At 57.7% G+C, this 14484-nt stretch carries 9 protein-coding genes and 2 pseudogenes; 7 read left to right on the top strand and 4 right to left on the bottom strand.

What is annotated here, in order from left to right; translation table 11 throughout:
* Nucleotides 1-130 precede the first annotated feature (130 nt).
* Nucleotides 131-485 (top strand): annotated as a pseudogene (locus AB4Y42_RS42665) (IS30 family transposase); the annotation flags it as partial.
* Between the two features lie 290 nt (nucleotides 486-775).
* Here AB4Y42_RS42665 and AB4Y42_RS42660 read toward each other — a convergent pair.
* Both AB4Y42_RS42660 and AB4Y42_RS42655 read right to left on the bottom strand, forming a co-directional pair.
* On the bottom strand, nucleotides 776-2158 hold the full coding sequence (locus AB4Y42_RS42660; protein ID WP_368697703.1) for a mechanosensitive ion channel family protein: 1383 nt from the start codon (nucleotides 2156-2158) through the stop codon (nucleotides 776-778).
* Nucleotides 2159-2492: 334 nt separating this feature from the next.
* Nucleotides 2493-3246, bottom strand: a pseudogene (locus AB4Y42_RS42655) (IS5 family transposase); the annotation flags it as partial.
* 814 nt (nucleotides 3247-4060) lie between these two features.
* Between AB4Y42_RS42655 and poxB the strand changes: the two are divergent.
* Both poxB and AB4Y42_RS42645 read left to right on the top strand, forming a co-directional pair.
* The gene (gene poxB, locus AB4Y42_RS42650; RefSeq protein WP_368697702.1) at nucleotides 4061-5785 is read left to right on the top strand and encodes a ubiquinone-dependent pyruvate dehydrogenase; all 1725 of its coding nucleotides are present in this window, start codon (nucleotides 4061-4063) and stop codon (nucleotides 5783-5785) included.
* Nucleotides 5786-5820: 35 nt separating this feature from the next.
* Nucleotides 5821-7098 (top strand): MFS transporter, encoded by a 1278-nt coding sequence (locus AB4Y42_RS42645; RefSeq protein ID WP_368697701.1) that lies wholly within the window; start codon nucleotides 5821-5823, stop codon nucleotides 7096-7098.
* 538 nt (nucleotides 7099-7636) lie between these two features.
* On the opposite strand, the gene AB4Y42_RS42640 is transcribed toward AB4Y42_RS42645, so the two are convergent.
* Nucleotides 7637-8227 carry a TetR/AcrR family transcriptional regulator gene (locus AB4Y42_RS42640; protein ID WP_368697700.1) on the bottom strand — a complete coding sequence of 197 codons (591 nt, stop codon included), beginning with the start codon at nucleotides 8225-8227 and terminating at the stop codon, nucleotides 7637-7639.
* Nucleotides 8228-9535: 1308 nt separating this feature from the next.
* On the opposite strand from AB4Y42_RS42640, the gene AB4Y42_RS42635 reads away from it, so the two are divergent.
* Entirely contained in the window at nucleotides 9536-10402 is an 867-nt protein-coding gene (locus AB4Y42_RS42635) for an alpha/beta fold hydrolase (protein WP_368697699.1), read from the top strand.
* Nucleotides 10403-10600: 198 nt separating this feature from the next.
* Complete coding sequence (locus AB4Y42_RS42630; protein ID WP_368697698.1) at nucleotides 10601-11680, top strand: porin; 1080 nt, start codon at nucleotides 10601-10603, stop codon at nucleotides 11678-11680.
* A gap of 25 nt (nucleotides 11681-11705) precedes the next feature.
* On the opposite strand, the gene AB4Y42_RS42625 is transcribed toward AB4Y42_RS42630, so the two are convergent.
* The gene (locus AB4Y42_RS42625; protein ID WP_368697697.1) at nucleotides 11706-12275 is read right to left on the bottom strand and encodes a TetR/AcrR family transcriptional regulator; all 570 of its coding nucleotides are present in this window, start codon (nucleotides 12273-12275) and stop codon (nucleotides 11706-11708) included.
* Nucleotides 12276-12431: 156 nt separating this feature from the next.
* Between AB4Y42_RS42625 and AB4Y42_RS42620 the strand changes: the two genes are divergently transcribed.
* Nucleotides 12432-13175 carry an SDR family oxidoreductase gene (locus AB4Y42_RS42620; RefSeq protein WP_368697696.1) on the top strand — a complete coding sequence of 248 codons (744 nt, stop codon included), beginning with the start codon at nucleotides 12432-12434 and terminating at the stop codon, nucleotides 13173-13175.
* A gap of 43 nt (nucleotides 13176-13218) precedes the next feature.
* Nucleotides 13219-13836: a 2-hydroxychromene-2-carboxylate isomerase gene (locus AB4Y42_RS42615; protein WP_368697695.1), complete on the top strand. Its 618-nt coding sequence runs from the start codon at nucleotides 13219-13221 to the stop codon at nucleotides 13834-13836.
* The last annotated feature ends 648 nt before the right edge of the window (nucleotides 13837-14484 follow it).

Here is a 14484-nt window from a genome sequence, read left to right as displayed (position 1 = left end):
GGCCTCAAAGCGCTTAAAAGGACGTTGAATTCGCATTGAATTTGCACAATGCGAAAGATCTTGCCGCGAGAGCCGCGTAATTGGAGCGATGTCGCGTCAGCTCGGGTGTATTTCAGCGACCTGCTAGGGGAGCCTTTATATTCAAGCACGCGGTGCCCTGAAAAAAGAGCTGCTTGAACACTGAGACGCACTCGGGCGATGCGTCCATCTCGACATCACACATTAAAAACCGAAGATCGCACGAATATTCGGGACGCTGTATCGATCAGTGAACGCCCTACCACGGCAGCGGATCGCGCGATACCCGGGCACTGGGAAGGTGACTTGCTGTTTGGCAACGCTACCAGCCAGATTGCAACTCTCGTCGAACGCAGAGCCGATTCGTGATACTGGTAAAAGTAGCCAGCAAGGATTCCGAGGCCGAAGTTAACGTTTTGATCCGACACGCCAGCAAGTTGCCGCGCGAGCTATATAAATCGCTGACCTAGGACAGGGGCATCAATACCAGCTCCCGCGAAGCCAAGGAAGTCGTGCAGCTCTACCTCGAATCACACGCCGCGCCTGCAGCGCAGCCCGCGGACTCTCCGTGCATTCACCAACACACCTTACGGTGTTTTTGGAAACCTGGTGACGGCAGACCCGGGCAGCCGCGTTTCTCTCCATATCCGAGCAGTTGAGCCACACACTGCAAGGAGATGGCCCGGCTTTGCATCGTTTGACTTACTTCCCGCGCCTTGCGTGGCAGCCGTGAGTCGAGGACGGGGAAGGCGTCAAATCATGCTAACTCGTGATGGATTGCCTCGATACAGCGATGTAGCCACTGCATCAGTCCATTCTCTGCCGTGTGGACCTCTGGCGACATATGCATCATGGCTTGTCCTTTTCGTTGGCGTGCCTCAAGCTTTGCAGCGAAAGCGTGTGCGACGTCGGTATGTTGTTTAAGGAGACTCACAACGGCGTGGTCGGGTAATTCATAGACGATTACGTAGGTCCGTGCGACGAACGTAACCATTGAAGCAACACCTGCTATTGGTCCGCTCTCGCCGAAGTATTCTCGAGGACCAAGACGGACGATGTCGCTGTGGCCACCAGAGTCTTCCATTGCGGATGCCGCGACGACTCCATACCCGACAATTGAAATGGATTGCGAGCACACTCCGGCGTTAAGCAGCACTTGTCCGGGCGCGTATTCGCGCCGAACCAGAGATTTGGCTAGTTGAATCCGTTGGTCCTTAGAAAGCGTCCCGAATACACCAATCGCTTCGGTTAGTCGATATGCGAGTGTTCCGCCTGGGATGTCGGCGAATTCGTTCCCGTCTTCCAGTTGAGCGGCAAACGACTCCAGATGGCGATGAGCTGCGTCATAGAATTTGTTCAGAACCTCTACTTCTGATCGATCACCTGTTCTGAAAAAGGTGACTTCGTACGTGTTCTTTTTTCGGCCGGCCGAGATCGTAGCCACGCTCGCCTTAGGATCTTTGGAGATGCCAACACAGGTCTGCAGGGCGAGTTCGAGGGCGTGCACAACATCAGATGGTCGAAGCTGCGTCGGGGTCTCAAACTTGGCGACTGTTGCGTGAGGACCGAGAGGGAAGCTGTGGTTTACGATTCGCGATTTGGCGATGACACTGTTTGGCACGACAACCATATCGCGGTTTGCTTTGGCTATGTGGGTCGCGCGCCAGGTAACTTCAACAACTTCACCGTCCGCTACCTCATCTAACGTTACGGAATCTCCGACACGATAGGGAGACGTAGCGTTAATCAACAAACCGGAAAAAAGGTCTGAAAGGGTGCTTTGAAGAGCGAGGCCAAGGACGATGGCTAGAGCGCCAGAGGTTGCGAGGACTCCCTTGAGCGGGATGTCGAACACATCGGTGACAATCGCGACCACCGCTCCAAGATAGAGCAGGGCAGCGATCACATCCAGCGTGAACCGGTTCTGACGTAGTCGATAGCCAACAACGTAGTAGGTTCGCACTACGGCCATAATCGTCGCGGCTGCTAACAGCCACCATCCCGTTTCAAGGAATCCGTGAAGAAAGTGAACGGCTGGGTCCGAAAATCGATGCGCGGCTTTGGTTGGGACGATGCCATATCGAAGCATCGATACCGTCAGAAGCACGAACAGGGCACATTTTAGTGCTGCATGCAGCACGGGCCGCCGTCGGCCAGGCGACCAAAGCAGAACCAGTATATCTATCGCGGCTGCTCCGCATGGAAAGAGTATCTGGTTCAATGGCTCGTTCACGGTAGTGGACTATGACTTAGCAACGATGGGCGTTACCACTCGCCATGGCGGAAATGGACGCCGACGCCCGTGGGCGTAGCATCGGAGTCCGTATATTGCATCGCAGGGTTCCTCACCGTAAATCCGAAGCCGAGAAATCCACCGTTGCGGTAGCAGTAACGGTGGCACCTTGATTGGCGCGCAGGCAAGTTCTGTTGACGCTCGTAGTTTCTGCTAGCCATGACCGCGGATTTAGCACGGGGAAGACGACGAAGTGCAAGCCAGCCAAGGTTTCGGGCAATCGCTCATAGTCTCTGGCCAGTCGGCGGAATCGGTTGAGCCAGCCGAAGCTGCGCTCGACCACCCACCGGCGCGGCAAAAGCACGAAGCTCTTTTTCGCTTCCGACAGTTCGATGACCTGAAGCTCGATGCCTTCGTCAAGCGCGGCCTGCGCAGGCTCTTCGCCGGTGTATCCCTGATCGGCGAACACCAACTTGACGGTCTGGCCCGTGGCCTGCTGGACCTGACGCGCCAGTTCCCCGACCTGCGCGCGCTCCTGTTCGTTGGCCGGCGTCACATTCACGGCAAGCAACTTCCCCAAGTTATCGACCGCCATATGGGCCTTGCTGCCGCGTTTGCGTTTGTAGCGTCGTAGCCAGCACGAGGCCGACTCTCGCAGGTCAACTGCAGGGTACGCCCGACGAGAATGACCGCGCTGGGTTGACCACGGCGTTCCTGCGCGACCCGGATGACCGAACGCAGATTGACCATGGCATCGAAACAGTCCGCCTGAATCCAGCGTTGCGTCTGCTGATAGACCAGTTCCCACGGTGGAAAGTCGTTGGGCAACAAACGCCACGGCGCGCCCGCGCGAACGATCCAGCGCAGCGCGTTGAACATCTCGCGCAATTCGTAGCGGCGTTGCGGTTCGTCGTTGTTCATCAATGTCATGTACGAGCGGCGAAGTACCACTCTTCATCCGATACATCCGTTGGGTATGGCCGGCGTTTTGTCATCCCGCCAGGATACCAGGTCCAATACAAAGTTCCTAACACCCTCTAGCCCGTCGGGTTGATTAAGCCGGCAGTCTTTCTGGAATCCACAAATAGCGCGTCTGTCTACGAGTCAATTTAAAGGGAAGCCCAGCGCAGATGCAATTACACTTTGGGTGCAGGATGAAACGACATTACCTTCCCACCGGTATGAAGGTGTCGCTAACACGATCGCGCAATTGAGTCGCGAGCCGCTTTCCGCTTGACCTCAACGCCTCGCAAAAGAGAAACGAAGGCGCATGTACGCCGTGATCTGCTGAGAGCCAAGACATCCTGGTCGGCATTGAACCTCTCACACTGCGCGCCGACCCGTTCTGGGTCCGGCTTCCGCCAGATGTGGAAGTATCAAACGAGGGGTAGGAGCGTTGGCCGAACCCGGTCCAACGTCGAGTCTACGTAGGACCTCAGCCGGTCCCGATCTTCCGTCGAGGTTACGTTACGTTTTCTATACAACAGTCCAATCTGAAGTGACGATTGCGACCTATACCAAAGTTCGATTTTTATCCTATTGCCGTTCCAGTAACCTGAGCGCCAATCATCGAGCGAGTCTATCCCTCTCAAACCGGGCCGCGTGTCGGTGCTTTTGGAGGTGGGGGATCCGGTCGGCAATGCGCATGCGCCAATAGCCGAGCGGCACAGCGCCGAGCGTGCGTACCCGTGGGCCGGGCACGTGGTCGCTACGTATCCTGGTCCTTGCGCAGTGGCTCGATCACGGAATCCTGCCTAGCTGATAACCGCGGCATGGTCTGCACATTTTCCACTTCAATGGAGATATCAAATGACGAAGATTGCAGCTGACTACATGGTTGATACGCTTGTGAAAGCGGGAGTCAAGCGGGTATATGGAGTCGTCGGAGACTCGCTGAACGGTTTCACCGATTCCTTGCGTCGGGAAGGCTCAATTGAATGGATCCATATGCGACACGAGGAAAGCGCGGCCTTCGCCGCTGGCGCTGAGGCTCACCTGACGGGAGAACTCGCCGTGTGCTGTGGCAGCTGTGGCCCCGGCAATCTGCATCTCATCAATGGGCTGTTCGATTGTCATCGCAACGGCGTTCCTGTTCTCGCTATCGCCGCACATATTCCAAGCACGGAAATCGGCATCGACTACTTCCAGGCGACGCATCCCGAAGTGCTCTTCAAGGAGTGCAGTCACTATGTCGAACTCGTATCGAGTCCGGACCAGCTCCCACAGATTCTCAACCGTGCCATGCGCGCGGCAATCGGGCGCAAAGGCGTGGCGGTGGTCGTCATCCCGGGCAACGTGGCACTCGCCCCGCTTGCCACGCCTGCACCAAATTGGATCGCACCTTCGACCCCTTCGGCGGTTCGACCAACCCCCGGCGAAGTCACCAAACTGGCAAACATGTTGAACGCATCGTCGCGAGTGACACTGCTATGTGGGGCGGGTTGCAAGGATTCGCACGCGGAAGTTATTGAGCTCGCACGCAAGCTCAAGGCCCCCATCGTGCACGCATTGCGGGGGAAGGAGTACATCGAATACGACAACCCGTTTGACGTGGGCATGACCGGGCTGATCGGATTTACTTCAGGCTACTCAGCGATGAAGAGTTGCGACATGCTGTTGATGCTGGGTACCGATTTCCCGTATCGCCAGTTTTACCCCGAGGGAGTGACGATCGCGCAGATCGATATCCGGCCGGAGACGCTCGGCAACCGGTGTCCGATTGACCTTGGGGTACTGGGAACAGTCAAGGATACGCTCGGCGATCTGCTACCCATGATTGTGGAGAAGACCAACAGCGCCTTCCTCGATAGGGCGCTCAAAGACTATCAAACGGCTCGGAAGAGCCTGGACGCACTGGCGGAGCCGGAGACGGGCAGCAACACCATCCACCCGCAATACGTGACGCGGCTAGTCAGCGAGCTGGCGAATGACGACGCCATCTTCTCCTGCGATGTCGGTACGCCCGTAGCATGGGCCGCCAGATACCTCATGATGAACGGGAAGCGACGTCTGATTGGATCGTTCAATCATGGCTCGATGGCCAACTCGCTGTTGCACACCATTGGTGCCCAAGCCGCTTTTCGGGACCGGCAAGTGATCTCGCTGTCCGGTGACGGTGGGTTCACGATGATGATGGGGGAATTCCTGACGCTCGTCCAGGCGGGATTGCCGGTCAAGGTCGTCGTGCTCAACAACGGAACACTGGGCTTCGTGGAAATGGAGATGAAGGCCAACGGCTTTCTCGATACGGGATGCGACCTGAAGAATCCGAACTTCGCTGCGATGGCAAATGGCATGGGCATCAAGGGCGTTCGCGTCGAGCATCCCGCGGAACTGGAGGGAGCCCTGCGCGAGGCATTCGCGCACGCAGGCCCGGCGCTGGTTGACGTGGTGAGCGCGCGCCAGGAACTGGTGATGCCGCCTGCGACCACCGCTAACCAGGCCTACAAATTTGGCCTGTTCATGCTGCACGCCGTCATGGACGGCCGGGGACAGCAGCTCGTTGACCTCGCCAAGGTCAATCTATTCCGGTAATCACATGTGGGCCGGCGCGGTCCAAAGGAGAATGAATGATGTCCAGTAATGTGGCAAGGACGCCTGCACCGGCACCGAGCAGCGAGACTGTACATATCGGTTTTGTGATGGCGTGGTCCTTGTGCGTCGCCTTCTATTTCATGCAGTACGCGTTGCGCTCCGCGCCGAGCGTCATGATGCCCGAGCTGAGTGCGGCGTTTGCTCGCGATCTGATCGGTGTTAGCGCGCTCGTCGGCCTTTACTACTACAGCTATTCGCTGTTTTCGATCGTCGTCGGTGCAGCGCTTGATCGGCTCGGCGGCAAGGCAGTCATTCCCGGTGGCATCGTACTGGTCGCCGCCGGGGCGATCCTGTTCGGACTCGGCCGCGTGGAAACCGCGCAGATCGGCCGCCTGTTACAAGGAGCCGGCTCGGCGTGCGGGTTTATCGGTGCCACGTACCTGGCCACGCGCGGCTTCCCGCCGCGGTACCTCGCGACGGCGATTGGTTTTACCCAGTGTTTTGGCATGCTGGGTGGTGCCGCGGGGCAGTTCGCCGTCGGGCGGCTGATTCATGGCGTAATCAGTTGGCAGCAATTCTGGTGGATGTCCGGCCTTGGGATCTTTGTCATTGCCATACTAGTCCTGATTGCGACGCCGAAAGATCATGACGGCACGACGGCAAGTCAGGGCTCTTGGCTGGCCATGTTTGCGCCGTACAAAGAGGTGCTTGCCAACCCGCAATCGTACCTTTGCGGCTTCTGCGCCGGCTTGCTGTTCGTGCCCACGACGATAGGCGACATGATCTGGGGCATACCGTTCCTGCATGATGGCCTCCACGTCAGCTACGCAGTGGCGGTCAACCGCGCAAGCATGGTGCCGCTCGGCTGGGTCATCGGCTGCCCGCTGCTCGGCTATCTGGCCGACCGTCTGGGCCGGCGAAAGCCCGTACTGTTAGGCGGCGCGCTGCTTATGCTGGTGTCGTGCGCCGGCATCTTTTTCCTGCCGGCTGGCGTGGCACCGCCGTACTTGCTCGGTCTGTTGCTGGGGATTGGCTCGGGCGCTGCAATGCTGCCCTACACGGTGATAAAGGAGGTCAATTCGGACAGCGTGAAGGGCAGTGCGACTGGCGCCATCAATTTCCTCGTGTTCGTGTTCAGTGCTTGCCTGACGCCCCAGTATGGCAAGTTGCTCGCCCATATTGCGCGTGGCGGCGCAATGGACTTGGCCGTGTTTCGCGCCGCGGGCGCGTGGCTGGTAGGCGGTATCGCGCTCGCAATGGTCCTTGCGTTTTTCCTGCGGGAAACCGGTCCACGAGGCCGTGCCACCGGATGAGGCTACGAGAACAGGGTCTGTTACGTTGGTGAACACACGCTACATGTGGATTTGTTCGACATTTCATCATTATCTTAATGCCAGAGCTCGCCCGCGCGTCCTCTGAGATGTTCGGATGGTTGCAACGAGAGCGGTTGCTGAAGGATCCGCGGTGTACGGCCTTTTACGACAGGACGCGCGCGCCACACTTGAGCCGTCGGTTGAACATTGCATACGATTTAACTGTCGAGCATTCGGGGTGTCGATTCATTGTCGGAACAGCATGACTCTTTCCCGGTTTGGGTAGGAACTATCTAACAAATAGTTCATCGCAGGAAGCCGCGGCGCGTTAGCGGCGATTTCGACGATGCGCCGTCGCGCTGCATGCTGTTCCTCTCGCCGCTCGGCTACAAATACCAGAAGGCGAGGGAGCGGCTTCATAGCGGCGCCTGTGCGAGAATTGTAAGGGTGAGCAGGCGGAGCTTTCGCCGCAAATGACGCACAACTTGCGTGTGCGCCAGCTAGGCACTGAATACCCGCCTGGGCGAGGATGCTTCTATTATGGAAGGAAGGATTGCAATTCGATATTGGGCGTGCGCAGATATTGCGTCACCATGACTTTGAGTTCACGACGCAGGTCGTACCCAAACAGGCACGGCACATACAGAATCGAACGATGTGTGAGCGCTTCAATCGATGACTCGACTATGAAGGCTGCATGGCGGATGTTCGGGCGTTGAATCGGTTCCCCGCACGTCACGAGGGTCTGCTCAAGAAGATCCGTGATGGCGAGCGACACCCGGCTGAGATGGCGCAGCTTGCTCACCCTGCCCATATGTTCGAGCAGCACACGTTGAAGCGCGACATCTACCGCATAGGCGTCGACTGCGGTGTCGACCCATGCTTCGACGATGCTCTCGATACCCTGTCCTTCAACAACCTTGAACGCTTGAGCAAACTGCTCAAGCAAATAATCGCAATGGCGCTTGATTAGCGTTGCCACCAACGCGTCCTTACTGGTGAAGTATTCGTATAGTGAGCCGACACTGACCCCTGCGGCTTCCGCAACGCGCGTGGTGCTGGTGGCGTCGAATCCATCGCGCGCCAGCAGTTTCCGGGCTGCCTCTAGAATTGCGTCGACGGTCAGCATAGAGCGCTCCTGACGGGGGCGCCGGCGCACTGCAATCGGTGCAATTGCTCTCGTCTTTCTGCTGAACGTCATGGTTTCCCCTTGTTTCGAATGAGCGCGCAATTGGATATTCGAGTAACGACCGGTCCCTGCTCGCCATTCGGTCGACGATTGCCTTGTAATTTTAGCCGCAGCGATCACCCGACCGAATTCAGTTGCTCGGTGTCGCACCGCATATCCGAATGACGCTTGCCAGTCGGGCTAATAACGGCGTCAGCCCGAGTCAGAGCGGCTCCGAGTCGGTCGAACCGGAATCCGAATAGCGCCGCGATTGTCGACTGTCTATGATGCACTATCACAGTTTTGCATGTCAAAGAGGAGACATGTTCGGGCAAGTGATGGCAACACCGCTATGGGTTCTTGACCTGCATGCGCCTTGCGAACCGCAGCCATCCACGGGGGGAGATTGTCGGCCGCCGTGTTGAGGGCGATATTCACCGCTATACGTATTCCGCCGCGTACAGGCGTATCTGCCCGTCGGCCACGGCGCTCGATCGACGCGGTATCGAAAAGGACGCGCAGGCTGGCATGCTGGCCTGGAACCGTTGCCGGCAGGTCGAACTCTACTCCGCATGTGTTGGCCTTCGCGCGGTCTACACTACCCGCGCCTGCTGTCGCAATAGATTACAAGGATCGGCCAGCACGCCGCTGAATCGCACCGTGAGCGGCGGCTAGCGAAGCGATGATGCGAGAGTTCAAAGAGGTTCACGACGTACGGGCGCCGCACAGGTGGGGTATGGCCGAGACCAGCCCTGTCGGGGCCATCAAGCAGTTCAAGCCGGTGTACGGCCTGCTCGGCGCCGATGCGCGCTATGACCTGTCGACGCGTCAAGGGCGTTAGCTGATCGGCGTGGAGAATGGGGCGGCACGTGACGTGCGTTGTGATGCGATCGCGCCTCTCCCGGCGGCCGATACGGAGGGGACGAAACGTCTCGCCCCACCGGCGATTCGAACTGGACCCGTCTGATGACTGGCATCCAGAAGCAGCGTGCAGCCCAGTGCGACGAAATCGCAGAATTGGCTTGTTTCTGCGCACGGTGTCGCGCGTTGCATCGACGGCACTGCTGTAGCGATCGACCGGTGGTCAATCGAGACTCGGCTCTCTTCCGTTTGGTGACATACCGCTCGATTCGCAGCAGTCAGCCTGAGTTGAATAGGAGAGCAGTCGGCGATGATGACGGAGGAGAAAATTGCCGTTGCGCCGACGTGAATGGTGCGACGCGTGCATCACCGTCATCTTTCTCGATTCAAACAAGTGTAGGAGACACCATGACAGTCACTGAAAACGGATTGACCATCGAAACCCCGGAAGGCCATCGCATTGAAGCATTCCAGTGGACCAGCGAGAAACCGGTGCGTGGGATCGTGCAGATCGTGCACGGTATGGCCGAGCATTCGCGTCGATATCGCCACGTGGCGAAGGCACTGGTGCAGGCGGGATATGTCGTATATGCGAGCGAACATCGTGGCCATGGGCAGTCCGCTCTGGACAACGGTACGCTCGGCGACTTCGGCGCCAAAGGGTTTAATGCGCTTGTCGACGACATGGTCACGGTGAGTAGGCATTTGCGCGAACTCCACCCGTCCTTGCCACTCCTGATGCTCGCGCACAGTATGGGCTCTTTTGCCGCCCAGATCTTCCTGCTCGATTACGCGGACCTAGTCGACGCCATTGCGCTTTCAGGAACGACTGCTCTGGAGCTTCTCGATCCGCGCCATTCCGGCTGGACGTTGGAGGCAGGCAATGCCGCGATTGCGGAGCCACTCACCGCGGTCGATTGGCTGAGCCGTGATCCAGCGGTGCCCGCTGCGTACCTCGCAGATCCGCTGTCCGGTTTCGCGCTCACCGAAGCATCGTTGTTATCCATCTTCGATCATGGTCTGCGTACCACGGACATGGATCAGTTCGATAAGGTCCGGAAGGACCTGCCCCTTTGTCTCTTCACCGGTGACAAGGACGCAGTGAATGGCTATCTAGCCTGGTTCAATCCACTGGTGGAGCGGTTGCGGCTAGCAGGGTTTCGCGATCTATCGACGCACGTCTACGGCGGTGCCCGCCACGAAGTGCTCAACGAGACGAACCGGGACGAAGTCATCTCGAATCTGATTGCCTGGATGAATCGCGTGACGGGTTGACCGCCAGAAAACGGGGTGGCGCCCCGGACATATCTCTCGAAGGATGCAGCGATACACTCTGTCGCCGCATGGACTCTTGCGGCCTGACATTTCTGAATTTGAGTGCAGGCATGGCCATCAGGAGGTCAGATAGCCAGATATTGATATTATTTTTTATACAAAGGCAATTTAAATATAAATAGGTTTAGGAGGCGTGTCATGAGTAAACGTAAAATCCCGGCAATCAAATTCGTCGCAGTTGTGGCTATCCTATTGGCGGCCGGGTCCGTGCACGCGCAGAGCAGCGTCACCCTATACGGCGTGCTCGACGCTGGCCTGCTTTACACGAGCAGAACCGTGAACGCGAGCGGCACAAATCTCGGTCATCAGTTTTCGTTTCTCGACAGCGGCCTCACAGGATCGAACTTCGGTCTGCGGGGTACGGAAGATTTGGGCGGAGGCATCAGCGCGATATTCGCTCTGGAAAGTGGCATCGACATGGCCAACGGTGGGTTCGGCAATTCCAACGGAAACTTCTTCGGCAGACAGGCGTGGATCGGCCTGACTGGGGGGTTCGGAAGGGTGCAAGCCGGTGTGCAATATTCGCCATTCGTCCTTTCTCTTATCAGCGTCGATCCTCGCAACGCGTCTTACTTCGGCAGTGGCGGCGTCATTTATGTCGGTAATGTGCTGGTTACCGGATTGTTCAACCCGAATGCCATTTCATACACGAGTCCGGTTATCGCTGGGTTTCAAGGGAGCGCGATGATGGCTCTCGGCGGTCAGGCCGGCGATTTCCAGGCGGGTTGGCAGTACAGCGCTCGTCTGAAGTATGAGTTCAACGGACTGGCGATCGATGCGGCTCTCTATAGCAGCAATGCAGGCGGCACGGCTGCGTCTACGCCCATTCCAACCACGGTCGCATTCTCGGGCCGCACAATCGGCGCCGGTTATACGTTCGGGTCGCTCATGCTCAAGGCTTTTTTCGTCAACTTTAAGGTTGCCGGATCGTTCGACAACCGCGTATACAGCGGCGGGTTCGGCTACCAGATCACACCAGCATTGCTCGCCAATGCCGGCGCCTGGTACACCAGCGACGGAAACAATACCGCGAACCATTCAATCCTGGTCGGCGCCGGCGTGTCCTACTCCTTGTCCAAGGCGACCTTGCTCTACACGCAGGCCGCGTTTGTCAACAACCACGGCAAGATGAATACAGGGCTTTCTCTAAATGGCGCGTTGTACGAAGGATCAGGTTCGACCACCGGCGTCAGCGTCGGGATGCGCCACGTGTTCTAGCACGCACTGGTATCCTAGGATGCAGTCAGCTCAGCGAGTCCATTGCCAGTGCTTTGGCGAGAAAGCGGCGGCTGCTCGCAAGAATCTCTTTGCGAGCAGTTTCGCTTTCAACCACTCGTGCGATGACAATTGCGCCGACGCACTGGGCAATGAGTGCCCATGCGGCATCTGCGTCGCCGGTACGGCGGCTCCAGTTTTTCTGGATACGCTTGAGTGCTTTCTCGACGATGTTCCGAACTTCTGGCGCTGCGCGGGAGATTTCGGGACCCAGGGCAGTGAGGATGCAGCCGTCCTCGGGGTGCAGCGCGTGAAATGAACTCAGATAGTTACGCAGGCACTTGGACACGTGATCGACTGACGAAGAGTCATCACCTGCGAGCATCTCGGTGCTCTTCTTCACGTCTTCCGCCACCAGTTCCTCGAACAGGGCCTGCTTCGATTGGAAGTGGTTGTAGAACGCTCCGCCAGTCAGTCCAATCTCTGACATCAGCGCGTCAACTCCTGTAGACGCGAAGCCACCGCGCTTGGCGATCGCCTTACTCGCCGCCACCAGCTTTTGGCGGGTTTCTTCCTTGTGGGTACTCGAGTAGCGCATGCTGTACTCCGGCTTTTTCCGCGTTGACAATTGTACTGTTCTTAGTATAGCAGTCGTTTACCTATGGTTCAAGTGAGCCGTTTGGAGGTGCGCGGCTATCTTTTTTTCGCCGGTCGAGTTATAAATAAACGACCGTTAAGCAAATGGAGGGTGACGATGTCAGACATTGGAGAGAGGGGGAGGTCGGTGGCGCTGATTGTCGGCGCGGGTGATGCGACGGGTGGGGCGATCGCGAAGCGCTTTGCGCGCGAAGGCCTGGTGGCGTGCGTGGTGCGCCGGCAGGCGGAGAAGCTCGAGCCTCTCGTGGATGAAATTGTAGCGGCAGGGGGAACTGCCGTGGCGTTCGGGTCGGATGCACGCAAGGAAGAGGAAGTGATCGATGTTGTCTCCCGGATCGAGCAGGAAATAGGGCCGATTGAAGTGATGGTGTTCAACATCGGTGCGAATGTTCCCTGTAGCATTCTCGAGGAGACTGCGCGCAAGTATTTCAAGATTTGGGAAATGGCCTGCTTCAGCGGTTTCCTGTACGGGCGCGAGGTCGCCAGGCGCATGGTCACGCGCGGACGCGGGAGCATCCTGTTTACCGGTGCGACGGCAGGTATCCGGGGCTCGGCTAACTTCGCCGCATTCGCGGGCGCCAAGCATGCGTTGCGGGCGCTGGCTCAAAGTATGGCACGTGAGCTCGGTCCGAAGAATGTCCACGTTGCACACGTCGTCGTTGATGGAGCGATCGATACGGAGTTCATCCGAGAGAATTTCCCAGAGCGCTATGCAACGAAAAGCGAGGACGGGATCCTGAATCCGGACCATATCGCCGACAACTACTGGTACCTGCACTCGCAGACGCGAGATGCCTGGACTCACGAACTGGATTTGCGCCCGTGGCGCGAAAACTGGTAAGCCGCGAGAGGTGTCGGCTTGAAACCTCGGAAGGATTTTAACGATGACACAGATTGAGTTTTTTTTTGATTTTGGCAGTCCCACGGCTTATCTTGCGTGGACGCAGTTGCCGAAGATTGCTGCGGAGTATGGCGCTGAGTTGGTGTACAGGCCGGTTCTGCTGGGTGCAATCCACAAGGCGACCAACAACGCGTCGCCCGCCACGATACCTGCGAAGTCTGCGTGGATGAATCGAGACATGGCGCGATACGCAAAGGGCTACGGAGTCCGGTTATCGCCAAACCCCTACTTTCCGATCAACACGCTATTCCTCATGCGAGGCGCAACCGGCACACAGATCCAGGGAGATGAGTTGTTTCACCACTACGTGAACGTCGTTTATCGCGCGATGTGGGAAACGCCGAAGAACCTTGGGGACCAGGAGGTATTGCGTTCGACGTTACGTGAAGGAGGGCTGGCCCCCGATGTGATCTTTGAGCTCACCCAAGATCCGGCGGTCAAGGAGAAACTGAAGGCGGACACCGAGGTGGCGGTTGCAAGGGGGTTGTTCGGTGCACCGACGATCTTCGTGGGGGAGGAGATGTTTTTTGGACAGGACCGCCTCCATTTCGTCCGTGAAGCGCTGCAAACCCAGTCGCGTCCAAAAAAATCGGTCCTTTAGCGGCTCGCGTGTAAGGCGAGAAACGCAACAGCAGCGGACTCAGCGGGAGGAGTGTCTTGCTAGGATGCAACCGGCCTGACACTGCAAGCAGTGCGCGACGATTTGGTGCGAGGCATCGCGTGCTCGTAGTCGAGGTCTGGCCCCTTGCAACCACGTGTACGTAGTGGATTCCCTGTTAGCTATGCTCCGATAGTACCTCGGGCATAACGTTGCCGCTCCAGCTCATCGATTTGCGTATCGATGAGCTGGCTCAGTTGCCTGTATATCAACCAGTCTCGGCGAGCGAGACATTTCACGCATGAATCGGTCGACATGATGGTCTCCGCAGGCAGGTTCGCCGACCTCCATCAGAGCGCAATAATTATGCCGATGTCTTCCGCATCGCTGCTAGTCTCTACTCCGCCGGGCGTATCAGCCCTCTAATCTTACTGTGTCACATAATTAGTTGCGTGATCTATTGCCGTGCAGGAGGAGTTCCATCGTCGCATGAGCCGCAGTCCAAGCAGGATGCGCAATGTGGTAATGGAATCAGGAACGTGGCGTTGAGCGCGCTGGACTGCCCCGGGGGATGTAATCCGGGGGAAGGACAGGCAGCGCGCGTTCAAGGAAGTTTTTTTTGCCACGCCCATCTGATTGAATTCTGAGTCG

The sequence above is a fragment of the Paraburkholderia sp. EG286B genome (assembly GCF_040965655.1).
Taxonomy (GTDB): Bacteria; Pseudomonadota; Gammaproteobacteria; order Burkholderiales; family Burkholderiaceae; genus Paraburkholderia.
The sequence above is the reverse complement of the archived record's forward strand: the minus strand, read 5'-3'. Positions and strand labels throughout refer to the sequence as shown.